Here is a 22,830-nt window from a genome sequence, read left to right as displayed (position 1 = left end):
GCCGCTCCCATGCGCCGAGCGCGCATGGGAGCGGACCCACCAAGGACATCCGCCATGCTTTCGGTTCTCGCCAATCGCACCTATCGCCATCTGTTCCTGGCGCAGGTCATCGCGCTAGTCGGCACCGGCCTCGCCACGGTCGCGCTCGGCCTGCTTGCCTATGACATCGCCGGGGCCGATGCGGGCGCGGTGCTCGGCACCGCGATGGCGATCAAGATGGTCGCCTATATCGGCGTCGCTCCCATCGTCGGCGCCTATGCGAGCCGCCTGCCGCGCCGCAGCTTCCTCGTCGCGATGGACGTGATCCGCGGACTGGTGGCGCTCGCGCTGCCGTTCGTCGATCAGGTCTGGCAGGTCTATGTGCTGATCTTCGTGCTGCAATCGGCCTCGGCCGGGTTCACGCCGACCTTCCAGGCCACCATCCCCGATGTGCTGCCCGAAGAGAAGGACTATACCAACGCGCTGTCGCTCTCGCGGCTTGCCTACGACATGGAGAGCCTGACCAGCCCGATGCTCGCCGCCGCGCTGCTGACGGTGATGAACTTCCACTGGCTGTTCTCGGGCACCGCAATCGGGTTCGCCTGCTCGGCGCTGCTGGTGCTGACCACGGTGCTGCCGCGCTCCGCCGCCAAACCGAAGGGCGGCATCTACGACAACACGACGCGGGGCGCCCGGCTCTATCTCAAGACGCCCCGGTTGCGCGGGCTGCTCGCGGTGACGCTCGCCGCCGCCGCCGCGAGCGCGATGGTGATCGTCAATACGCCGGTGCTGGTGCAGGCGGCGCTCGGGCGCGGGCAAAGCGCGGTAGCGATCACGCTCGCCGCGTTCGGCGGCGGCTCGATGCTAGCCGCGCTGTTGCTGCCACGCCTGCTCGACAAGCTGCCCGACCGGACGGTGATGCTGTCGGCGGCTGCCGCGATGACGCTGGCGCTGGCGGCGCTGGCCGTCTCATGGGGCGGCCATGCCGCACCTGGTTACTGGGGCGTGATCCTCGCGGGCTGGCTGGTGCTCGGTATCGCCTATTCGGCGAGCATCACGCCGGGTGGGCGCCTGCTGCGCCGCTCGTCGGGCGCGGAAGATCGCCCAGCCCTGTTCGCCGCGCAGTTCGCGCTCAGCCATCTGTGCTGGCTCGTCGCCTATCCGCTCGCCGGCCAGACCGGCGCGCTGGGCGGCATGGGCCTCGCGTTCGCGGCCGCCGCCATATTGGGGCTGCTTGGCACCATTACCGCGTTCATGATCTGGCCGAGGGACGACCCCGAAGTGGTGGCGCATGACCATGACGGTTTGCCGCCGGGTCATCCTCATTTGGTCGAAGGCCATCCGGAAGGCCGCGCCGCCCATGCGTTCATGATCGACGAGCTGCATCCACATTGGCCGATCCGCTAGGCATAGGGACGCCGGGGGAATAGCCCCGGCGTCCCTTGAGGATCAGGGCTGGCGGAAGTCGCCCGAAACGAACGCGCCGTCCGTCGTCAACACGACATGGAACAGTTTGCGTGCCGGATCGGATTCCGCGTCGTTGCGGAAGGTCACGATCGTCTGGTGCTGGCCCCGGCTGGTCCGCTCGCGCGTGCCCGCCACGGTTGCCCGCGACCAGCTCGCCGGCAGCTTCGCCTGGCTGACGAGCCGGATCACATTGTCGCGGGCGGTCTGCTGGGGCGTGCGGGCCTCCTGCTCCTCGTCGTCATGATCGGGATGGGCGAGCGCGGCGCCGGCGTGGAGCGCGAAGGCGGCAAGAGCGATCAGTGCAATACGCATGGTGATGTCCTTTCAGAATGAAGTGAGATGTCAGGGAAGCGCGGCGAATTTCTCGAAGTCACCGGTAGCGGTGACGGTGATGGTGACGGGCCGGTCGGTGCGGCTGCGCCAATACCAGCCATGCGTGCCGTCGAAGGGCGCGCGGAACTTGCCCGATGCGCCCGCCGAGCTGCCTTTCTCATAGCTGGTATAATCGCCCTCGGCGGCGCCGGTCTGCTCGCCGTGCAGCTCGAACCGTACCTCCGGCCCGTCGGTTGCCCAGCGATAGTCGAACTCGCCGCCCGCCTTCATGGTCGCCTTGACCTCGCGGCCCTCATTGGGGGCGAGGGTCAGCGTCACCTCGACGGGTTCCCCGGCCTTCAGGGCGGGCGTCGGCGAGGCGGCGGGCGCCGCGACCGCGGGCGGCGCCGGGGCGGCATGGCTTGCGGCGTCGGCCTGCTTGGTCTCGCCCATCTCGGTCAGCCCGAGCAAGCGGCCGACGCCGGTGGGATCGACGCCATATTCGGCCGGAAGCACGGTCGTCACGAGGATGACGGCGGCGGCGCCGAACGCGATCAGGGTCGCGCGGTTGAGCTGGCGCAGGCTCGGCAACTCGCCGATGCCGGGTTGCGGAACTTGGGTCATGATGCGGCTCCTTCCAGAGCATAGCCCGCAAGCTGATAGCCGGTGAGCACGAAGCCGGCGGTCATCAGCAGGACGTTGGCGGTGAAGGCATGGGCCGAGAAGCTGCGCGTGCGCCGCCAATAGCCCATGACGATAAGGATGGCGGCGAGGGCGAGGATCTGGCCGATCTCGACGCCGACATTGAACGAGAGGAGATTGACGATCAGGCCGTCCGAGGAGAGCGAGAAGTCTTGCAGCTTGGTCGCCAGGCCGAAGCCGTGGAACAGGCCGAAGATCAGCACCGCCGCCTTGGTATTGGGCTGGACGCCGAACCATCGCTGGAACGCGCCGAGATTGTCGAGCGCCTTGTAAACGACCGACAGGCCGATGATCGCATCGACCAGATGGGCGCTGACATTTGTGCCCATGAGGACGCCCGCGCTCAGCGTCGTCGAGTGGCCGATGGCGAACAGCGTCACATAGGCGGCGACATCCTTCATCCGGTAGAGGAAGAAGATGACGCCGAACAGGAACAGCAGGTGATCGTAGCCCGTCACCATATGCTTGGCGCCGAGATAGAGGAACGCGCTGATCTGCGGCCCGCTCGTCTGCTCGATATAGCCCTGATCGCCCTCTGCAACGCCATGCGCGAAAGCCGCGCCAGCGAAGGAGAAGGCCATCAGGGCAAGAAGAACCGTGCGGCCGAGCGCCGAGGGTCTGGCCCGGAATGGATACATGATATGACTTTCCTGGGCGCCGGACGGGCAAGCAGCCCGCCGGCACATGCCTGGGGAAACGGCGCGGGACAGGCCCGCACCGTGTTCATGCGGCGGCTGCCGCAGCCAGGCTCAGGCGGCGGGCGGTTCGAGCAGCGGCGCGAGAACGGCTGAAGGCAGTTGCGGTTGGTTGTGCGGCCAGTGCCGGGGCGCTCGGTCGAGCCTCGTCGCCGGGACCGGCGCTGCATGGGCGAGCCGGTCGACGAGCAGATGAACATGGGCGCTGGTCCCGTCCGATTCATGATCGGCATCGGGCGCATCGCTATGGCTATGGCCATGCTCAGCGTGATGATGTTCGGCCGCTACGACATGATCGTGGCTGACCGACGCCACCGGACCGCCGTGGGAGAAGGCCAGCGTCAGAACGAACAACAAAGAAAGCAGCCGGACGATCAGCATGGCAGGGTCGGATGCGGCCTTTCTTTCCGGCGAGACGGGTCGGCACGAATCCTGTGATCCCGCCGAGGCTTCGGCCTTTATCTGCGAATTATTCGCAAAAGGAAAGCCCAAGTTCACCCGCCCGATGCGGGCCATTCCCCGTTATGCGTGGGGTCAGCTCCGCGCGGCCGCCGCCGCCTGCCCATAGCGGCGATCGACGGCTTCCCAATCGAGGTTCTTGAACCAGGCGTCGATATATCTGGCGGCCTGCGTGCCAAAGTCCATGTGGAAGCTGTGCTCATACATATCGAGCGCCAGCAGTGGCACACCCGCCGCCGCGCCGTGCATATGGTCCCAGGCCCAATGGGTGTGGAGCGAGCGCGTGTGGAGATTATAGGCGAGGATCGTCCAGCCCGAGCCGCCCGCGAGGCTCATGCCGGTGCGGCGGAACTCTGCTTCCCAGGTGGCGAACGACCCGAACGCGGCGGCGATCGCCTCGCGCACCGCGCCGCCCGCCTGGCCGTTGCCGCCCAGCCCGTCGAAATAGACCTCGTGCAGCACGACCGAGCCGGTGCGGTGCAGCTCCTCGCGCTTGAGGCCGCCATAAACGACCGGCGGCAGGTCGGGATCGGCGAGCGCGGCCGCCAGCCGGGTCTCGATCATGTTCAGCGTTCGCACCGAGCCGATATAGTTGTTCTCCCAATGCGATTTGACGAGCCGTTCCGAAAGCCCGTCGAGCTTCGCGGGATCGAATTTGAGCGGCTTGGGCTGATGCTGGCCTGCAAAGGCCGGCGGCCGCGCTGCCCTGGGTTCCTGTGCTTCGACGCTGTCCATCACTGCCATTGCCACTGCTCCCATCCCAAGGGCCTTCACCGCCGATCTGCGCGATACATCCGTCACCGGGCTTCTCCGTTCATCTGAGGAGGACATAGGCCGCGCCGAGGCCGGCGCAGGCGAACAGCACCGGGATCATGCCGGCCTTGAACCGGAACACGGCAATCGCGGCCACCGCTGCCAGCAGCAGTGCCGGGATGTTGAGCGAAGCCAGAACCGGCACCTCGAAGCGCGTGCCCGCGATACCGACCTCGCGCACCTCACCGAACAATGTGTGGATGGCGAACCAAAGCGCGAGGTTGAGGATCACGCCGACCACGGCGGCCGTGATTGCGCCGAGCGCGCCAGAGAGCGCCCTGTTGCCGCGCAGCGTTTCGACGAAGGGGGCACCCGCGAAAATCCACAGGAAGCAAGGCACGAACGTCACCCAGGTCGTGAGGATCGCCCCCAAGGTCGCGGCGACCAGCGGGTGCAAGGCGCCAGATTCGCGGAACGCCGCAAGGAAGCCGACGAACTGCGTCACCATGATGAGCGGACCCGGCGTGGACTCGGCAAGGCCCAGCCCGTCGAGCATTTCGCCGGGCTTGAGCCAGCCATAGGTATCGACCGCTTCCTGCGCGACATAGGCCAGCACCGCATAGGCGCCGCCGAACGTTACCACCGCCATCTGGCTGAAGAAGGCAGCGATGCGCGAGAACACGTCGTCGGGACCGAGCAGCGCGAGCATCGCCGCGACCGGCGCGAGCCAGAGGACAAGCAGCGCCGCCGTGATCTTGAGCGACCAGGCGAGATTGGGGCGGGCATGGTCGGGCAGCCCCTCGCCGAGCGCGGTGTCGCGGTCATGGACCACATTGCCCCCCGCCGCGCCGTGCCCGCCGCCGCTCTTGAACGCAGGAAGCCCGAGGCGCCCGCCGACATAACCGCCAAGCGCGGCCGCCAGCACGATCAGCGGAAAGGGTGCATCGAGGAAAAAGATGGCGACGAAGGCGGCGACCGCGATCCCGCGCATGACGTTGTTCCTGAGCGCGCGCGAGCCGACCCGGACCACAGCCTGGATCACTACCGCCAGCACCGCGGCCTTGAGGCCGAAGAACAGCCCCTCGACCAGCGGCGAAGCGCCAAGCAGCACATAGAGGAAGCTCAACGCCAGGATGGCGAGGAAGCCGGGCAGCACGAACAGCGCGCCCGCGACCAGCCCGCCCTTGGTCTTGTGCAGAAGCCAGCCGATATAGGCGGCGAGCTGCTGCGCCTCGGGGCCGGGCAGCAACATGCAATAGTTGAGCGCGTGCAGGAACCGCTCCTCGCCGATCCAGCGTTTCTCGTCGACGAGAATGCGGTGCATCACCGCGATCTGCCCGGCCGGACCGCCGAAGCTCAGCGATGCGATCCGCGCCCACACCTTGACGGCTTCGCCGAAGGGAATGCCGTGATCGTGGGCCGCCTCCGACCGCTCCAGTTGCTCGGTGACGGCGACGCTCACCGCTCGGCCTTCCGGCTGCTGAAATAGGCGTGAAACTGGCCGAGCGCGTCGCCGCCGCGCGCGATGCGCTCCAGATCGTCGTCGGTGGACGCGCAGACGCCCGACAGCATCGCGCCCAGCCCGGCCGCCTCGGGCCGGTCGAACTTGCCGTCTCCGATGTCCAGCTCGTGGATGATCTCCGAAATCGCCACCAGCGCCGCATCGCCGTCGAGCGCGGCGCGATGCACCAGCGTCTCGAAGCTGCACCGATCGCCCTCATGGGTGAACTCGGCATCGACCATGTCGAAGCGCAGCTCCCCGGCCTCGGGCGTATAGCTCTTGCCGTCGATGAACTTGAAGCTGGCCTTCGGGTCGATGAAGCGCCGAATGAGCCAGGCGCAGGCGATGCGATCGACATGGACGCCGCGCCGCGTCACCCAGACGCGGTTCGCAAGGTCGGAGGGCGCCAGCTCGGGGGCCGCGTCCGAGCGGCCGACATCAGGATGGGCATATCGCTGCTCGTCCAGCTCGCGCAGCGCCGCTTCGGCACCTTGCCGTCCATGCGCGCCGAAGAAGTCGAGCCGGACGATCTCGGCAAGCCGCCGCTGGAGCCTGGCGATGTCCGCGCCGGAGGCCGGTCCCGTATCGAGCAGATTGCGCGCGGCCTGCGCCAGCTCATCATAGTCGGCGTCGCGCGCGGCATCGAACAGCGCGCGCAGCTCGGCGTCGCTCTGGCCCTCGATCAGCCGCGCGTCGATCAGCACCGCCTCGCCGCCGCTCGATGTGATCTCGGCGAGCAGGTCGCGGAAGGCGGCCTCCGTCTCCTCGCGGCGCGGCAGCACATGGACGGCGTTCTTGAGCGGCACCGCGCCCGCCGCCTGCAAGCGGCGCCAGATCTTCACGCGCAGATAGGGCGGCTTCGCGGGGAGCTGGTGCAGCAGCGCGAGCCAGGTATCGGGGTCGGTTGTGTCGTTCATAGTGCATATGTATCATCGTAAGTGATTCGATGAAACATCTATATCCCATATCCGCAACCGCGCTGATTGCAGCCGTCGCGCAACCCGCTTGGGCGCAGCAGCCGCCAGCGCGTGCCGAGGCGCCCCCGCCCGACGATGGCCTCGCGTTCTCGGGTTCGATCCGCTTGCGCTACGAGGCGATCGACGGCCAGGCCCGGTCCGGGTTCAACACCAGCGACGAACTGGTAAACCTTCGCACCAATATTCTCGCCGAATACCGCAAAGGCGTTGTCCGCGTCGGGGTCGAGCTGTTCGACAGCCGCGTCTGGGGCGACGATGCGGGAACGCCGGTGACGACAAACGAGGTGAACGCGCTGGAGCCGGTCCAGGCTTATGTCGCGGCCAACTTCGACGGAGCCTTCGGCCGGGGCACGAAGCTTACGCTCACCGCCGGTCGCATGATGCTCAATCTGGGCTCGCGGCGGCTCGTGGCCGCGGACGATTATCGCAACACCACCAATGGCTATACCGGGCTTCGCGCCGACATCGCTGCACCGCAGGGGTGGAAGGCGACGCTCATCTACACGCTGCCGCAGATCCGTCTGCCTGACGACAATGAGGGCATCCGCGACGCCAGAGTGCGGCTTGATCGGGAGAGCTTCAACCTCGTGCTCTGGGGTGGTCAAGTCAGCAAGGCCAGAGTGATCGGCCCGACAATGGGGGAACTGACCTATTTCCATCTCGACGAGCGCGACGCGCCGGGTCGCCCGACTCGAGACCGCGCCCTTGACACCTTCGGCGGGAGAGTCATCGCCGAGCCGCGAAGCGGTGCGTTCGACTACGAGATCGAGGCACTCTATCAGACCGGCCATATCAGCGCGTCGCTGGCGCCGACCGCGGCCCGGCAGTCGGTCAGCGCGAGCTTCATCCATGCCGATGTCGGCTACAGCTTCGCTGGACGCTGGAGGCCGCGCCTCTCGGTCGAGTTCGATCGCGCCAGTGGAGACAAGCCTGGCGGACGCTTCGGCCGGTTCGACACGTTGTTCGGAATGCGACGTGCCGAGCTTGCGCCGGCCGGTCTCTACAACGCGGTCGGTCGCGCCAACATCGTGACGCCGGGCATCCGGCTTGAAGCAACGCCCAGCAAACGGCTTGACTGGTTCGCGGTCTATCGCGCGATATGGCTTGCCGCCAACGAAGACAGCTTCTCCACAACCGGCGTGCGCGACGCCTCGAGCGGATCGGGCGATTTTGCCGGCCACCAGATCGAGGCGCGCGTCCGCTACTGGATCGTGCCCGCGCGGCTCAGGTTCGAGTTCGACGGCCTGCTGCTTGCTAAAGGACGCTTCTTGCGAGACGCGCCCAATGCGCCGCCGAGACGATGGACGCGCTATGGCTCGTTCAATCTCACCGCGAGCTTCTAATCATTCAGTTGCCGATTCTTTCGGCGATTCATCTCCATAGCGCCTGCCTGGACAGACCACATTCCCGCTGCAATCTAGATCAACGACAGCTTCTCGGCTTGGCCAATCACCCGGCGGACACCTTCAGGCGACCACGCCAGTCCACGGCGCGGCGTTGGCTCTCGCAGATCGCGGGTCAGCCAGGATGCGATATCCCGCAGCGACGAATTCGGATGCGTCTTCAGCCGATCAGCGACGAGGCGCGCGACGCGCGTGTCAGGCGGCAGCCTTGGTGCCGGCTCGAGGATCGCTGCGTCGGCGTAGCCGGCCTTGACCAGCGTTCGGCAAGCTTTCACGAGCGTCCGCTCGCTAAACGAACGCACCGCCGGCGTAATGGCGCGGATTTGCCGCAAGACCAGCGCCCAGGGCAAGTGCGGCCGCAGGCGTGCTACCGTGGGCAACCACCGGTGCCGATCGTTGAGCAGTTCATTGAGATAGCGCTCCTTGAGGCTGTACCGGATGTCGGCGATCGCCGCCGGATCGCGAGAACGCATCTTCGGGTTTCCGGGCCGCGCGCCGCGCGCGACAGCTGCCTTGAGGCCTGCCCTGGTCCGTTCGCGGACAAGCGCCCGCTCAAACTCAGCGAAAGCGCCCAGCATCTGGGTCATCAACATGCCCTGCGCGCTCGAGGTGTCGATCGGATCGTGTATCGAGCGGAAAAAGGCCCCCTTCTCTCGCAGGGTCTCGACGATCTCGAGCAGATGCGACAGCGATCGCGCCAGTCGATCGATCCGGACCACCAGCAGCGTATCGCCGTGCCGCACGCGTTCGAGCGCTCGCGCGAGGTTCGGCCGATCGCGACTGCCTCCGCTGGCCTTGTCTTCAAGGACAATCGAGCAGCCTTCGGCACGCAGTGCGCTGAGTTGGGCAGCCGTGTCCTGTTCGTCGGTCGAGACGCGTGCGTAGCCGATCAAGGCCATTTGTCACATTCCATATAACGGGGTCAAACGTTCGGTTGTCCCCGTATGATAGAGTTACGAGCCAGTGGCGGCTAGTCCAGATCGCCATGAAGGCGCGCCGGTGATCCAAGGAGAGAATGTTGCGCACCGCGCCAGCGCCTATGCCCGTGAGGGATTGAGCCCCCTCCCCGCTCCGAGGTTCAAGAACGGCCCAGTCCGCGACTTTCCGCCGCTTTGCCAATGCCAGTCCAGTGGTTTGGTATCGGAATCCGGAGGTTTGGGATCAGCCTGACCCGCTACATCGCGGGAAACGCTGGAGTCCGGTCGTATAGGGAAACCGACAGCTCCTCAGCCGCGCTTGTAGCCCACCTTATAAAGAACGGTCAAATCTGCTTATGTGATAAGTGCAATTATCGCATGTTCATTCACTGACCCTCCGAGCGGTTGTGCAGTGTTTAGCCATTCACTACACATTCGGCATGGAGCGCTTCCATCCCCTCGCCGCCGACACCGACGTCCCGCCCGAGAAGCTGGCGCTCGCGCAAGGCGAATGCGCGCTGGCGCTCGGCCGGCTCGACGGGCTGCTCGCCGGACTCACGGAGGACGAGAAGGCGTTGTTCTGCATGGGATTGGTGCGCGCGGTGCTGCTCTCAAGCCTGACCCAGAGCGGATTCGCCGATGCCGAATTGCGCTTCAATTCCTGGTTCGCCGGGCTCGACCGTGGCCCCCGAGAGACGCCGCTCACCGCCTGCTCCGCCACTGCCGTGGTCCGCGCGCTGCTGGGCGAACTCAGCCATCATCCGTGGGAACAGCTCGCCGACGCCGCGCAGACCATCGCTCTGGCCGCGCGCTTCGGGGCCGACCGCCCGATGCAAGCCGAAGATGCGCTGGCGGAGGAGGCGATCGGCAGGGCGATCACGCTGGTGAGCCAGGCCGGCGCGGAGGACGAGACCCCCCTGCCCTTTGCGGGTCTGGGCCACCTGTACGCGCTGCTGCGCGCCGATCCGCTGTTCGCGCCGGTGGAGCGCGCGGTGCACATCCGTTCGCTTGGGAACCGCGCGGTGGCGATCGAGCAGGCCGCCCCGCGCACACCGCTCTGGGCGGTCGACGCCGCGCTGGGGCGGCTGCTGACCGCGTGCGGCGCGTGGCAGCTTGCCCTCCCCTGCCCCGGCGCCGTGACCGCCGAACCGCTTCAGCCGCAGCTCTGGCCGGGCGAACGCGCCATTGTCTCAGCGCGCACGCTTCGCGCCAGCGCTACCCGGCTTGCAGATCTGGTCGTGAAAGCGCGGCGGCGCGCGGCGCTGATGGACGCGCAGCTGGGGCACCTGCGCGCGAGCGCGCGGGCGCCGCAGGTGTGGATCGTCCTTGCCGCGTTCGCGCCGCTCGGGCTCGATCAGATGGCCTCGGCCTTCGGGATCAGCCGGCGCGGCACCTATGCGATTCGCGACGCCCTTGTGGCGGCGCGCATGGCACGGCGGGAGACGGTCAAGGGGAAGGTCCTGCTGGTCGCCGAAGAACCGCGAAGGGAGCGATTGTCGGCCCCCCTGGACCAAGCACCCGCGCTCTCCCATCCAGCGCTCGCCGAGTTCGACGCGGCGATGACCGATATCGACCAACTGCTGGCGCGCACTTCTGGCCCAGGTTGACCAAGCCGCGCGCGAGAGATGATGTTTCGGAATTCGCTTTTTGGGCGAATGCGATAGAGTTGGACGGAGAAAGGGAAGCCGATGGTCAAGTCAGCCGATGCTGACACGCTTAGCCGCAAGGCTCTGACGGCTCCGGCGCTGCGCACATTCTTCCGCATCGCCGACGCCTGGGGCCTCCAAGAAGCCGAGCAGATGAAGCTGCTCGGGCTCGACAGCCGCTCGACCTTTCAGACCTGGAAGCGCGGCGCGGTCGCGGCGATTTCCAGGGACGCGCTCGAGCGAATTTCCTATGTCATGGGGATCTACAAGGGGCTGCAGATGCTTGTGCCGCGTACCGCCGACGAATGGGTGCGCAAACCCAACGAGGCGCCGCTGTTCGCCGGACGTCCGGCGATCGAGCGGATGGCCTCAGGCAATGTCGCCGATCTCTATGTGGTGCGCCAATATATCGACACACAGTGCAGCGGACAAACGCGTGTGTGTGGCTAGATTCGTCTAGCCTGGAGGCCTCAAGGCATCGTCAGGATCAAGGACAGTCAGCGCGGCGCCCTCCCCTTGCATATCCTTCTCATGCCATTGCCACAGCACCAGGTTCCGCCCACCCGGATTCTGGACAGATGGCACCAACGCACCTTGCGCACCCGCCGCGATCAGCTCGTCCGCCAGCGCCCAGCTCGGCGGCGTCTGGCGTTCGAGCAACGCGATGGTCTTCCAGTTCGCCCCCAGGGCCTCCCCTACCCGCGTGTCGCACGGTTCGGCCGTGCCGGTGGTGAGATCCGCGATTGCCGCCGCGTCGAGGTGATAAGGGACAAGTGTTCCGGGCTTGGGCAGCCCTTGATAGTATTCCGCCACCGCCGTGACTGCATCGGCCGCGAGATAGAGCGCTGACTTCCCCTTCCTGTTCCAGCGTCCGCCATAAAGCCGCGCGCCTTCTCCCGACGTCGGACTGAACTGGTGGCGGATCCGGATCATCCGCCAAAGCGGAAGTGACAACGGCGCAAGAGCATAGGTCATTGCGCCGCACTACCAGCGTGCGGAAACATGGCCACGGTCAAGCCTGTGAACCAGAGTCAATCGCGTCAGGAATAAACACCGGCGGCCATACGATCGAGATCCTCGATCACGACATCAGCATGGCCATCCTCGACCAACTCCTCAGCCGTCTTGCCAAATCCAGGCAGAGGCTGATGCTTGAACCAGATGATCGCCTTGCCTTCATCGCCGGCCAGATCGGCGGCGCGCGCGATGATCCGGGCAATTTCCCCCAGCTTGGCCTGCACAGCCGGGCTGCCGGGATGTGTGGTCATGGTGTTGCGATTGAGGTGCGCAAGTCGCGATAGACGCGTCATCGGCAGGCGCAGGCGTTCCGCCATGCGGCGCGGCGCGATCATGTCGCCCTCGCGAATGTCATCCAAAAAAGCAGCAAGCATGAGTGCACTCCATGCCTTATATATGCACTCAAAAGCGTATCATTTCAATGAGTGTGTCACGCTACGAGATTTCCGCAGTGATTCTCGCGATCTGGATCGAATCACAGCGCTTACCAAGTACACCGGAGAAGGAGCACATCAGTGCCGGTCGAGCAGCGGTCTCCGCTTCAGCGCGCATGCGTCAGCAAGGTAAGTTGCGACCTTTGTAATCCACAGCCTTGTCTGACCTCTTGGGGATCGGCGGACAGCACGAGCTGCAGGTATGACGCCGGCACTGCCATCGGCACCACGCGAACGGCCTACGCCTTGATCCTTGATCCTGGGATCCCGCGGGACGGCAAAGGCTGCCATCAGTTCCGCCAGCCGCGTAGTTCGTATTCTCTTGCTCATCCACTCCCTTCTACACAGAATTGCACCGGTGCAGGCGCTGGAAATGTCAGCGAGGGATCGACGATCCGGCACCCGTTTTCGGGCATGCCGTGAAAAGGGCCTGTATAAGCTCGATCGCCTACGCGAGCATCAGTGGGCGCGGACGGCTGTGGTGGTGCTGGTCGGTCGAGGTGTACCCCCTCCCCTTTTTCTTCAAAATCAAGAAGCAGAAAATCAATGATCCGCCGTAGGCGCGGCGTTAAGGAGAGTTATCTCTTGAAGTTAAAAGGTTACTGTCGCGGATCATGGGCGAAAGTAGCGAAAATCCGGCGATTCGCGACGTGTGGATAGAATCTGATAACACGGTGCCGACGATCTGATAGCACGATGGAGCGATTCCAAAAACACGATGGATCTTATCCGATAACACGTCGGCCACCACGGGAGCTGTGGATAAGTTTGATCCCTGACCATACCAACGCATCAGGTTGGCGTTCTGATTCGCTATTGGCCAGTGATCTCCAAACCGCACACTCGAGATCGTCGGGCTCGTCCTGACATGTCGTGTTATCGGAAATGTCGATCCCCTTCGTCGTGTTTTCGGGAATGCGGTTTCACCTCCCTCCCCTCGTTGAGATCTGAGAGGCCACCTCCGTCCAAGGCGGAGGATGGTGGTACGCTGAGCATCCGAGCCAACTAGCATCCGGGCGACTGCGAATTCGCGGTTCTGCGGCCCGATGCTCGGGACTGCAGAACGTGTTTTTAGAATCACGCTGCGGTCGCTGTCGCAGATCCCACAATGGCATAGGGACGGCAAAATTTCGCGCGAACAAACATCCGCTGCGTGAGCGTGCGACGATTTCTGAAAACACGTCGGCCGGGGGACCCAAATGCCAGCCTCTGACGGCGCGGACGGCCGGCGTACGATCAGAAGCCGGGGAGAGAGTGTTTATTGCGCTCGTGGTGCTTCTTCATGAAGCCGTAGAAGCGCTTCGAGTAGTTTCGCGGCATCTCGTTCGGGTTCGCGTTCAAGAAGGCGTCGAATTGCTTCATGAGGACGTCGAGGTCCCAGCCTGGGCATTCGGCGCGGATCGCGTCATATATATCGCGATCGAGCACATCCTGCGCACGTCCGGTACGAGCGCGGGGCATCGTAGCGGCTGCCGCTGCATAGCCGGGATCATGAGGATCGGTACTCGATGCCGGATCTACCACCTTGAGGCCGGCAACCGCTTTTGCGATCAGCCCACGTGTCAGGCTCGCGTTGACGAACGATGCGGGCTCCGGAACCTCAGCCGCGGGCTTAGCGCGAGTCGGAGCAGGGCGGGCGGCCTGAGGCGGAGGCAAGGCGGACTGGGCAACTTCCAAGGCCTTGGCGCTCTGCTCTTCGAGATGGCGGCGCATCACCATCTTGAGCTTCGGGCGCGGGGTGTCGGCGCCGATCACCTCCAGGCTTATCTCGGGCAGGCTGTTCGCTCGCGCCAATTCGAGGATCTTGTTCTTGAAAGAGGGTAGGGAGCTTTCGCTTCCGCTCTTCTGGTGAAGCGTCTCGAACCCGATCGTGAAACCTTCGACACCGTTCCCGCCAGCATGCTTGCGGCTTGCTCGATAGAGCCATTTGCCGAGGCCACTGGTGATTTCGAAATAAAGTGGCGAGATCGCGAGGACGTTCCGCTTGTCCATTACGCCGTCGAAGAACCACTTAGAGAGCGTGATCTCCATGCCCAACGATCGCTGGGTTCGTTCGTCGACCAGATGGGTATAGCTGTCGATCCACGAAAAGGTGGTTTCGCGCGACTTCGAATTCGCCCGAATGTTGGTCTTGATCGTCGTCGCCTGCAGGCGATCAAGCGCGCCGATCAAACGCTCGTAAGCGCGGCCGCTGATCCCCCAGCAGACGCGCTTAAGGAGATCGCCTGGCTGAAGCCTGATCGTTGGCGACAAGTCATTCTCGCCGCGTTCTCGCAGCTCGTTGAGATGCGAGGCAAGATAGATCATGATATCCGCGTCCCAGATCGTCGCCATTCCGTACGCAGGGTTTGCAGACACGTGGACGGTAACGGACTTGTCGGGGCTTACATACTCGATGGGCTTGATCCGCTTTTTCTTCGACAGGCTGAAGAAGGGACGCTGCATCGTCTCTTGATAATCGCGCAGGGAAATGTCGCTGAAATCAGGCAGCGTAAAGAACATCTCAAACTGGACCCGGCGGCCTCCAAGGACCGTCGGCGACGTCTCGGAACTCACACAAAAACCCTATTGAAGAGGTGCATGTCCCACGCGTGGGACATGCGCACTAAGATGTTGATAAAAAACAGAAACATACCCTTTTGCAGAGTTGCAAAAATCGTGTTGGGCGAAAGGGCGGGGTGCGGTTTCACCGGCCCGCCTTCTTGAGGATCTTCGCGTTCTCGATGAGCGGGCGGAGGGCCTCCAATATGTCGTCGGCCGAGAGCTCGGTGGGATTCAGCGTGATCGTCAGGCCCCGGCTACGGTCCCGATCGACCTGGCCGATCGCGGCGCCCTTAACCTCGATCGTCGCCTTTTGCGCGCGGCCCGGTCGGGTCGAGGTGGGCTTGGTTAGCCGGGCCACAACCTCCGAACCGCTGATAGGCTCTTCGTCGCCAGACTGGCGGAAGCTTTGCTCGGCCGCGATTACCTTCGCCGTCTCTTCCATCTTGCTCCGCATCCCGGGGTTGCGGAGCAGAGGGAGCAGCTTGTCGCCATGGCGGACCTGCAAGTCCATTGGTGACGCGAACGCACTGACGATCGTCTGTGGGATGTCGGTCAAACCGATGTACCGAGCGAGGGTGGACTTCGACAGCTTGACGCGATCGGCCATGCGCGACTGCACGCCGTCATAGTAAGCGTCGACCGCTGCCTTGTAGTTTAACCCGCGCTCGAGATCCGAAATGTCCTCGCGTTCCCGGTTCTCGATATCGGCGAGCCGGAACGCTGCTTCGTCGTCGATATCCTCGATGATCGCGACCAGCTCGATGTCCGGATAGTGATTGGTGTTGAGCCAGGAGATCGCCCAATGCCGGCGTGTACCGATCACCAGCTCGTAGGCCAGATCGGCCTTGGGCGTCCTGCGGACGACAACCGGAATGCGGTTGCCATTCTCGGCCTGGATGGAATCGATAAGCGTCCGAAGCCGATCTTCGGTCAACAGGGCATAATCACGCGCATTGCCGGGCCAGATCGAGCATTCCGACGGTTTCAGCCGGATCGTCGGCCGTTTGACCATCCGCGAGGCTTCGCCGAACGCATCGAGGCGCTTGCTCGTGAAGGTTGTGCGCGGCTCAGAGGCGACCGCTTCCTCAAGAAGCGGCACCGGCTCGGCCGGTCCGGAGGCAAGGGCTTCGCCGATCAGTGACCGCCGGCTCACGCTGCAGCACTCGTGACTGTCTCGCCGGCCCGCCCGGCGATGCTCTTCGACGGCCATTGCTGGCGGACTTGCTGCACCACCTCGCCGAACACTGAGTCCAGATTGTCCCGGCACCGCTGGTAGGTGGCATGTGACGCCGAAGGCTTGCTCTCATAGACTGAGCGAAACGCCTGCGTCGCATTCTTGATCTCCTCCGAGGCGAGGATCGGTTGGCTGAGCAGAAAATTCGCGTAGGTCGCCTGCATCATCTTCCACATGTCGTTCTCGCCCGGCTTACTGGGCGTATAGGCAGAACAGACAATACGGATGAAGCCATAGTCCACTGGCGTCCCGTTGGCCTCGAGGACTTCAATATTCTCAGCGATCGTGTCCATGAAATGGATCGTCGAGAGATAATCGAGCTGACGGGCCGGGACAGGAACGAGCAAGCCCGTCGCCGCGGCCATCACGTTAAGCCCGAGAAAGCCCATCGCCGGCGGTGGGTCGAGCAGGATCACGTCGTAATCCTTCACGATACTGGAGATTCCGATGCGCAAGCGCTGCAAGCCCTCGCGAACCGCCTGACCGCCTTCGCGAAGCGTCGCGGTGAGATCCCACTCGGCATCTTGCAACCCGAGGCTCGATGGCACGATCTTGATGGTCGGCCATGCGGTGTCGCGGATCGCCTGACGGAAATTGTCGAACGTGCTGCGCGGCGACAGGAACTGGCCGAGCGTCTCTTCGTCATCGATGAGCGTTTCGGGTTGAATGTCGAACATCGTCGTCGTCGATGCCTGCGGATCGCAGTCGATTACGAGCACACGATAGCCGTGAAGCGCCAAGTAATCTGCGAAGTGCTTCGTGATCGTTGACTTGCCCACGCCGCCTTTGAAGTTCTGAACGGCGATGATGACGGCATCTTCATCGGGCGCTTTGCCGGCATGAATGCCCAGCGCTTCGCGAATATGCGTCAGGTCTTCCAGCGTATAGTAACGCCGCCCGTTGCTGAGCTGCTTGGGAGCGGCGAGACGGCCTTCCTTTTCTGCCTTGGCCAAAGCTTCGGGGGTACGCCCGACGAGATCGGCTGCGATCCCGGGGCCGAACGTCAGGTCGAGCGTCTTGCGATCTTCGGGTTTGAACACAATCGACTTCACCCGATCGCGCATCTCCTCGCACGACCGCGTCATCGCTCGCAGCGTGTTTACGGTATACGACATGCCCGCTTTCGCCCCCTTCGAATCAGATAGCCTGGTTCGGTTCGCATTTAATGAACAAAAATTGTTCTAAAAGTCAAACCTCGGCTATTTCCTGTCCCCGACGGCGAATGCGCGTCGCCACAAGAAGTCATTTGCCAACCGTTCCAGCTGTGGAGAAATGGCAAGGCAACATGGCAATGTGTCGCTGTCCGCCCGTGCCGACGGAGCGCTCAGACGTTCGTTTCAGCAATGCGCCCGCGATATTCTCATCCCCGCGTCGCTGATTGCGAAGCGAAAAGATTCCGCGAGATAGGGAGCCGCGTCGTGCCTGAAGCAATCGTTCAATCCCCCTGTCTGGAGGGATACGCGAAGTCCGCCATCCACGGTAGGCTCCCTGGCCAAATGACGTCGCCAATGGAGGGTGCATGATCAACTTCGCCAAGTTCGAGATCATCGGCCGAATCGGAGAAATCGACGCGCGGCCGAAAGTCACCCTGCTGTCAGTCTGCGCGAATTATCGCCGCAAGGGCGAGGATAACGAGTGGCAGGAAGACAGCCACTGGAACCGGGTCAGCGTGTTCAGCGAAGGCCAGCGGAAGCATATCGCCGACCGGGCTCAAGTCGGGGATCTCGTGCGCATAGCCGGGCGGCTCAAGGACAGCTCCTATGAACGCGACGGCGCGACGCACTACACAACCGATCGCATCGTCGAGGAATTCGGGATCCTGGCACCCAAAGGCATGCCGGGGTGAAATATCGGGGAGGGGAGGGCGCAATCAGCAGCGGCGCTCCACCACTTCCGAGGATTAGTCGATGCCCATAGCTGCTCCCCATCGCGCCAAAGCCATTGTCGAAGCCCTGGGTGGGATCTGGCGCGGTACGCGCGGCGAATGCCGGTGCCCGGCACATAACGATCATGGTCCCAGCCTGTCGGTACGCCTGGGCGAGCGGGCGATCCTGTTCCACTGCTTTGCCGGCTGCGACACGCGCGATGTTCTGGCTGCTTTGCGCCGGCGCAAACTTCACGATGCGGAGCCGCTCACAATGCCGCGCCCGAAGGCGGCCGCGGACCATCGCGCTCTTGCACTTCGCCTATGGAAGGCGAGCCAGCCCATCGCCGGATCTCCAGCGGCCGATTATCTGGCGGCGCGCGGTCTGCCGCCTCCCTATCCGCGTTGCCTGCGCTACAACCCGCGCACCATCGTCGGGGCCGGTGAGCGCCGCCGGTTCTTTCCGGCGATGATCGCCGCGGTCGAGAATGATCTGGGGGTTGTCGCCGTCCAGCGGACCTGCCTCGATCTCGCCGACATCCTGCACAAACCCATGCCAAAGCCGAAGATTGCCCTTGGCCTTCTCGGCGACGCGGCCATTCGTCTGGCGCCGGCCGGCGAGGAGCTTGGCCTTGCCGAAGGCATCGAGGACGCCCTTTCAGCAATGGCCTGGTTCGGAACGCCCACCTGGGCGCTGGGCGGGGTCGAACGCCTTGGGCTTGTCGCCATCCCCGAACGGGTCAAGCGTATCATCGTCTATGGCGATCGCGGTGCCGCCGCTGCCGCCATGCTCAAAAAAGCCCGCCCCCATCTCACAGCCAATGGACGCGAACTGGTGCTCCGGCTGCCGGAACGGCACGCGGACTGGAATGATGCTTGGCGTGTCCGCCGGGCCGCCGAGGCGGCCTGAAAGGGGAGGGAGCCTTCCGGCTGATGACCTGGCGCTGATGCCAGGTGTCAGACCTGGAGATGCCCCATGGCCACACACCCCCTCGCGCTCACGCTGCCGCTCGATGATCCCGCCCGTACCGCTGCTCAAGGCATAGCCGACCGGCTGTCCGAAGGATGTCCGGTTGCACGTAACGACCTCCTTGCCGAAATGACCTCCGCTTTCGGTGGCTCGAGCGCCGATGGCCTGTGGTCATTGCGCGACGCCTACGATGTGCTCGAACTCGCGCAGGTCCTCCATCTGAAGAACGCGACGCTCCCGGCAGATGCGAATGCGCGGCTCGCCCAGCTGATCGCTATGACGGCGGCGCTTCCCACGCAAAGCGTGCGTAGCGAAACGCAGATCGCGTTCCAGCAATTCTCGACACCGGCGCCGATCGGCTTCCTTGCCGCCAAGGCAGCCGCGATCACGGCACACGATATCGTGCTCGAGCCCTCGGCCGGGACCGGCCTCCTGGCCGTACACGCCCATCTCGCCGGCGCGCGCCTCCTTCTCAATGATATCGATGCCTGGCGCACGCGTTTGCTGCGTCACGCCTTTCCCGAAGGCAGGCTGAGCACGCATGATGGCGAACTGATCGACGATATGCTCGATCCGCAACTGGTGCCGAGCGTCGTGCTCCTCAATCCGCCCTTCTCGCGAAGCCAGGGGCGCGCGCGCGATCGCCATGCCGCGCTTCGCCATTTGCGCTCCGCGCTGTTGCGGCTTGCTCCAGGCGGGCGCTGCGCCGTTATTCTCCCCGACCGCATCGAGACGGAGGACGCGGATTGGCTGCACGCCACTGCGGGCGCGCATGCCCGGCTGCATCTCGACCTGCCGCCCGATGCCTATGCCAAGCACGGCACCGGCCAGGCAGTCCAGCTCATACTCCTCGAAAAGGACGGGGCAGGGGGCTCGGTCCCGCGCCAGACCTGCACGACGCTCGGCGCTGCGCTTGCGGCCATCGATGCGATGGCGACCCCATGCGCGCCGCAGCCGCAGCCGATCTCCCGCCCCAGCGGATTGTTCCGGGGCCTCACGCGGCGGACCCGCCCCGTCTGCTCGCGTGCGGCGGTGACCCTGCCCACGACCCGCGCGGTCGCCTATCACCGTCTCGACGCGCCCGCACCCGCGGGCGAACCGCAAGGGATTTACCTGCCCTATCGGCCGAGCCGTCTGCTGATTGCCGATGCTCGTGAGCACCCAAGCGCGCTGGTCGAATCGCAGGCAATGGGATCGATTGCCGCACCCCCGGTCGCTTATGAACCCGTGCTGCCGGCCAGGATCCTGGACGACGGCCTGCTCTCGGACGCGCAGCTCGAAACGCTGATCTACGCTGGCGCGGCGTTCGAGCGCGATCTTCCCGGGCGGTTCATATCCAGCGAGGAGGGTCTTTCGCTGTCGCCGGCAGAGGCCGGTAACGCCTATCGGACCGGCTTTTTCCTTGGCGATGGCACGGGCGCCGGCAAGGGGCGGCAGGTGGCGGGCGTCCTCCTCGACCAGTGGTTGCGCGGCAACCGCCGCCACCTCTGGATATCCAAGAGCGAGACGCTGATCGAAGACGCTCGTCGGGACTGGTCGGCGCTTGGCGGCTTGCCGCTCGACATCCAGCATCTCAACCAGTGGAAGCTCGGCACCCCGATCGCGCTGGGCGATGGGATCCTCTTCCTGACCTATGCCACCCTGCGCTCCAACCGCGGCGACAGGGGCACGCGGCTGCGCCAGCTGATCGAATGGATGGGTGAGGATTTCAGCGGCGTCATCGTTTTCGACGAGGCGCATGAAATGGCCGGGGTGGCCGGCGGCGAGGGCCGGTTCGGCGCCACGAAAGGGTCCGAGCAGGGCATCGCCGGCGTCCGCCTGCAAAATCTCGCTCCGCGCGCCCGGATTCTCTACGCCTCGGCGACGGGCGCCTCGGACGTCAACAATCTTGCCTATGCGACACGCCTCGGATTGTGGGGACCGCAGACGGCCTTCGCCGACCGGCGGGCCTTCGTGGAATCCCTGCGCCGCGGCGGCATCGCAGCGATGGAGTTGATCGCCCGCGACCTCAAGGCGCAGGGCCTCTATGCCGCGCGGGCGCTCAGCTTCGCCGGCGTCGAATATGACATCCTCGAGCATCGGCTCAGCGAAGAACAGATCGCCGTCTACAATGCCTATGCCGATGCCTGGGCGATCATTCACAACAATCTGCAGGCCGCGCTCGCCGCCACGCGCGTCACCGACGGCTTCAGCGGTGCCACCTATAATAGCGGCGCGAAGGCCGCGGCATTGTCGATCTTCGAATCGACCAAGCAACGCTTCTTCGGCCAGATCCTGCTGTCGATGAAGCTGCCGTCGCTGATCCCGGCGATCGCCGCCGATCTCGCGCGCGGCGACTGCGCCGTCGTCCAGCTCGTGTCGACGTCGGAAGCCATGCTCGACCGTGCCCTTGCCGACCTGTCCCCCGAGGAGCGCGCCTGGCTCGATATCGAGCTGTCCCCGCGCGAATTCCTGGTCGACTATCTGACGGCAGCCTTTCCCGTGCGCCAGATGCGCACCTATACCGACGATAGCGGCACGGTGCGCTCGGAACCGATGATCGACGAGGCCGGGCAGCCGGTGCTGTGCCGGGAAGCGATCGCCATGCGCGATCAGCTCCTCGAGCAACTCTGTGCGCTGCCGGTCGTCGGCTCGGCGCTCGATCACATAATCGGGCATTTCGGGACGGAGGCCGTGGCCGAGGTGACGGGTCGCAGCCGGCGGATCATCGTCGATGCCGACGGCCGTCAGCGGATCGAACGGCGCAGCGCGCGCACGAACCTCGCGGAGACCGACATCTTCATGCGCGGCGAAAAGCGCATCCTGATCTTCTCCGACGCCGGCGGCACGGGGCGGAGCTACCACGCCAGCCTCGACGCGCCCAATCAGAGCCGCCGCATCCACTATCTGCTCGAGCCCGGTTGGCGCGCGGACGCGGCGATCCAGGGGCTGGGCCGCACGCACCGCACCCACCAAGCCTGCCCGCCCTTGTTTCGGCCCGTTTCCACCGATTGCCGCGGCGAACGGCGGTTCATCTCGACCATCGCCCGGCGCCTCGACAGCCTGGGCGCGCTGACCCGCGGCCAACGCCAGACCGGCGGGCAGGGACTTTTCGACCCCCGCGACAATCTGGAGTCCGACTTCGCGCGGGAATCGCTCGACCAGTGGTTTCGCCTGCTGTTCCAGGCAAAACTCCAATCGGTCCACTTCGATCAGTTCCAGGCGCTCACCGGTTTGAACCTGGCCGGGGAGGGCGGGGGGCTCACCGAGACCTTGCCCACGATCCAGCGGTGGTTGAACCGCATCCTGGCGCTGCGCATCGACCTGCAGAACGCGATCTTCGACGAATATCTCGGCTTGATCGAAGCACGGGTGGAAAAGGCACGCGAGGCCGGCACCCTCGATCTTGGCGTCGAAACGATCGCGGCCGACCGTATTTCGATCCTCGACCGGACGGTGATCCGGCGCGATCCCGTGAGCGGCGCCGAAACCGAAATCCTGCGCATCGAAACCGAGGAACGATATCGGCCACTGACCCTGGAACGAGCGCATTGGCTTCTCGCCGACCCGGAAGCGCGCCGATTGATCAACCCGCGTTCCGGCAAGGCCGCCATTTGCCGGCCGACCTTCTCGCTGACGGACGAAGAGGGGCGGACCGTGCGCCGCTACGAGCTGGTGCGGCCGACGCGCACCGAACGGCACCGGCAGGACCTCTTCGCCGAAACCCATTGGACCGACGTGGACCGGGCGAGCTTCGACGAAGCCTGGCAGGCCGAATGCGACGCAATGGCGGCGCAGACGCGCACGCAGATCATCTATCTGGTCACTGGCCTGCTGCTTCCGGTGTGGGGCAAGCTGCCCGACGATCATGTCCAGGTCTGGCGGCTGACGAGCGATGACGGCCAGTCGCTTCTCGGGCGTCTTATTCCGGCGCCGCTGGTTGAGCGGATTGCCAGCGCATTCGGCATCGCGGCCCA

Annotated in this window: 20 protein-coding genes; 7 read left to right on the top strand and 13 right to left on the bottom strand. The window is 64.8% G+C overall.

Annotated elements, in window-relative coordinates; translation table 11 throughout:
- Positions 1-54: 54 nt before the first annotated feature.
- Entirely contained in the window at positions 55-1,386 is a 1,332-nt protein-coding gene (locus SAB01S_RS12555; protein ID WP_062733439.1) for an MFS transporter, read from the top strand.
- Between the two features lie 42 nt (positions 1,387-1,428).
- Here SAB01S_RS12555 and SAB01S_RS12550 read toward each other — a convergent pair whose 3' ends face one another.
- The 7 genes from SAB01S_RS12550 to SAB01S_RS12520 all read right to left on the bottom strand — a co-directional run bounded on the left by SAB01S_RS12550 (position 1,429) and on the right by SAB01S_RS12520 (position 6,785).
- The gene (locus tag SAB01S_RS12550) at positions 1,429-1,758 is read right to left on the bottom strand and encodes a DUF6488 family protein (RefSeq protein WP_062733437.1); all 330 of its coding nucleotides are present in this window, start codon (positions 1,756-1,758) and stop codon (positions 1,429-1,431) included.
- Positions 1,759-1,788: 30 nt separating this feature from the next.
- A complete protein-coding gene (locus SAB01S_RS12545; protein ID WP_062733436.1) occupies positions 1,789-2,382 on the bottom strand; it encodes a hypothetical protein in 594 nt (197 codons plus the stop codon).
- Complete coding sequence (locus SAB01S_RS12540) at positions 2,379-3,041, bottom strand: HupE/UreJ family protein (protein WP_157078342.1); 663 nt, start codon at positions 3,039-3,041, stop codon at positions 2,379-2,381. The genes SAB01S_RS12545 and SAB01S_RS12540 overlap by 4 nt, the downstream gene beginning before the upstream one ends.
- Before the next feature lie 168 nt (positions 3,042-3,209).
- Positions 3,210-3,536, bottom strand: coding sequence for a hypothetical protein (locus tag SAB01S_RS12535; RefSeq protein WP_157078341.1), 327 nt, complete (start codon positions 3,534-3,536; stop codon positions 3,210-3,212).
- Between the two features lie 153 nt (positions 3,537-3,689).
- The gene (locus SAB01S_RS12530) at positions 3,690-4,358 is read right to left on the bottom strand and encodes a superoxide dismutase (protein WP_157078340.1); all 669 of its coding nucleotides are present in this window, start codon (positions 4,356-4,358) and stop codon (positions 3,690-3,692) included.
- Positions 4,359-4,428: 70 nt separating this feature from the next.
- The gene (chrA, locus tag SAB01S_RS12525) at positions 4,429-5,829 is read right to left on the bottom strand and encodes a chromate efflux transporter (RefSeq protein WP_174525652.1); all 1,401 of its coding nucleotides are present in this window, start codon (positions 5,827-5,829) and stop codon (positions 4,429-4,431) included.
- On the bottom strand, positions 5,826-6,785 hold the full coding sequence (locus SAB01S_RS12520) for a chromate resistance protein ChrB domain-containing protein (protein WP_062733429.1): 960 nt from the start codon (positions 6,783-6,785) through the stop codon (positions 5,826-5,828). The genes chrA and SAB01S_RS12520 overlap by 4 nt, the downstream gene beginning before the upstream one ends.
- Before the next feature lie 29 nt (positions 6,786-6,814).
- Here SAB01S_RS12520 and SAB01S_RS12515 point away from each other — a divergent pair, with 29 nt between their 5' ends.
- Positions 6,815-8,188: an alginate export family protein gene (locus SAB01S_RS12515; RefSeq protein WP_083951334.1), complete on the top strand. Its 1,374-nt coding sequence runs from the start codon at positions 6,815-6,817 to the stop codon at positions 8,186-8,188.
- A gap of 74 nt (positions 8,189-8,262) precedes the next feature.
- Here SAB01S_RS12515 and SAB01S_RS12510 read toward each other — a convergent pair whose 3' ends face one another.
- Positions 8,263-9,147 carry a recombinase family protein gene (locus tag SAB01S_RS12510; RefSeq protein ID WP_062733427.1) on the bottom strand — a complete coding sequence of 295 codons (885 nt, stop codon included), beginning with the start codon at positions 9,145-9,147 and terminating at the stop codon, positions 8,263-8,265.
- Positions 9,148-9,605: 458 nt separating this feature from the next.
- Between SAB01S_RS12510 and SAB01S_RS12505 the strand changes: the two genes are divergently transcribed.
- Positions 9,606-10,772, top strand: a complete 1,167-nt coding sequence (locus tag SAB01S_RS12505) for a hypothetical protein (protein WP_009824067.1) — start codon at positions 9,606-9,608, stop codon at positions 10,770-10,772.
- 81 nt (positions 10,773-10,853) lie between these two features.
- Positions 10,854-11,261 (top strand): antitoxin Xre-like helix-turn-helix domain-containing protein, encoded by a 408-nt coding sequence (locus SAB01S_RS12500; RefSeq protein WP_009824068.1) that lies wholly within the window; start codon positions 10,854-10,856, stop codon positions 11,259-11,261.
- Between the two features lie 6 nt (positions 11,262-11,267).
- Here SAB01S_RS12500 and SAB01S_RS12495 read toward each other — a convergent pair whose 3' ends face one another.
- From SAB01S_RS12495 to SAB01S_RS12475, 5 genes are all read right to left on the bottom strand, one after another.
- Positions 11,268-11,786 (bottom strand): RES family NAD+ phosphorylase, encoded by a 519-nt coding sequence (locus SAB01S_RS12495; RefSeq protein ID WP_009824069.1) that lies wholly within the window; start codon positions 11,784-11,786, stop codon positions 11,268-11,270.
- 65 nt (positions 11,787-11,851) lie between these two features.
- Positions 11,852-12,202, bottom strand: coding sequence for an antitoxin Xre/MbcA/ParS toxin-binding domain-containing protein (locus SAB01S_RS12490; RefSeq protein WP_009824070.1), 351 nt, complete (start codon positions 12,200-12,202; stop codon positions 11,852-11,854).
- 1,296 nt (positions 12,203-13,498) lie between these two features.
- Positions 13,499-14,764 (bottom strand): replication initiator protein A, encoded by a 1,266-nt coding sequence (locus SAB01S_RS12485; protein WP_021224606.1) that lies wholly within the window; start codon positions 14,762-14,764, stop codon positions 13,499-13,501.
- A 184-nt stretch (positions 14,765-14,948) separates the two neighbouring features.
- Complete coding sequence (locus SAB01S_RS12480; protein WP_009824073.1) at positions 14,949-15,959, bottom strand: ParB/RepB/Spo0J family partition protein; 1,011 nt, start codon at positions 15,957-15,959, stop codon at positions 14,949-14,951.
- A complete protein-coding gene (locus SAB01S_RS12475; RefSeq protein WP_031297396.1) occupies positions 15,956-17,155 on the bottom strand; it encodes an AAA family ATPase in 1,200 nt (399 codons plus the stop codon). Before SAB01S_RS12475 ends, SAB01S_RS12480 begins: the two co-directional genes overlap by 4 nt.
- Before the next feature lie 404 nt (positions 17,156-17,559).
- On the opposite strand from SAB01S_RS12475, the gene SAB01S_RS12470 reads away from it, so the two are divergent.
- From SAB01S_RS12470 to SAB01S_RS12460, 3 genes are all read left to right on the top strand, one after another.
- Complete coding sequence (locus SAB01S_RS12470) at positions 17,560-17,886, top strand: single-stranded DNA-binding protein (protein WP_009824075.1); 327 nt, start codon at positions 17,560-17,562, stop codon at positions 17,884-17,886.
- A 61-nt stretch (positions 17,887-17,947) separates the two neighbouring features.
- Positions 17,948-18,814, top strand: a complete 867-nt coding sequence (locus SAB01S_RS12465; RefSeq protein WP_007688081.1) for a DUF7146 domain-containing protein — start codon at positions 17,948-17,950, stop codon at positions 18,812-18,814.
- A gap of 66 nt (positions 18,815-18,880) precedes the next feature.
- On the top strand, positions 18,881-22,830 hold a 3,950-nt coding region (locus tag SAB01S_RS12460; RefSeq protein WP_174525651.1), incomplete at its 3' end, for a strawberry notch-like NTP hydrolase domain-containing protein.

Origin of the sequence: Sphingobium abikonense NBRC 16140 (assembly GCF_001598335.1) — a bacterium.
GTDB classification, from domain to species: domain Bacteria; phylum Pseudomonadota; class Alphaproteobacteria; order Sphingomonadales; family Sphingomonadaceae; genus Sphingobium; species Sphingobium abikonense.
Note: the sequence above shows the minus strand (reverse complement) of the source record. Positions and strands in the feature narration are given on the sequence as shown.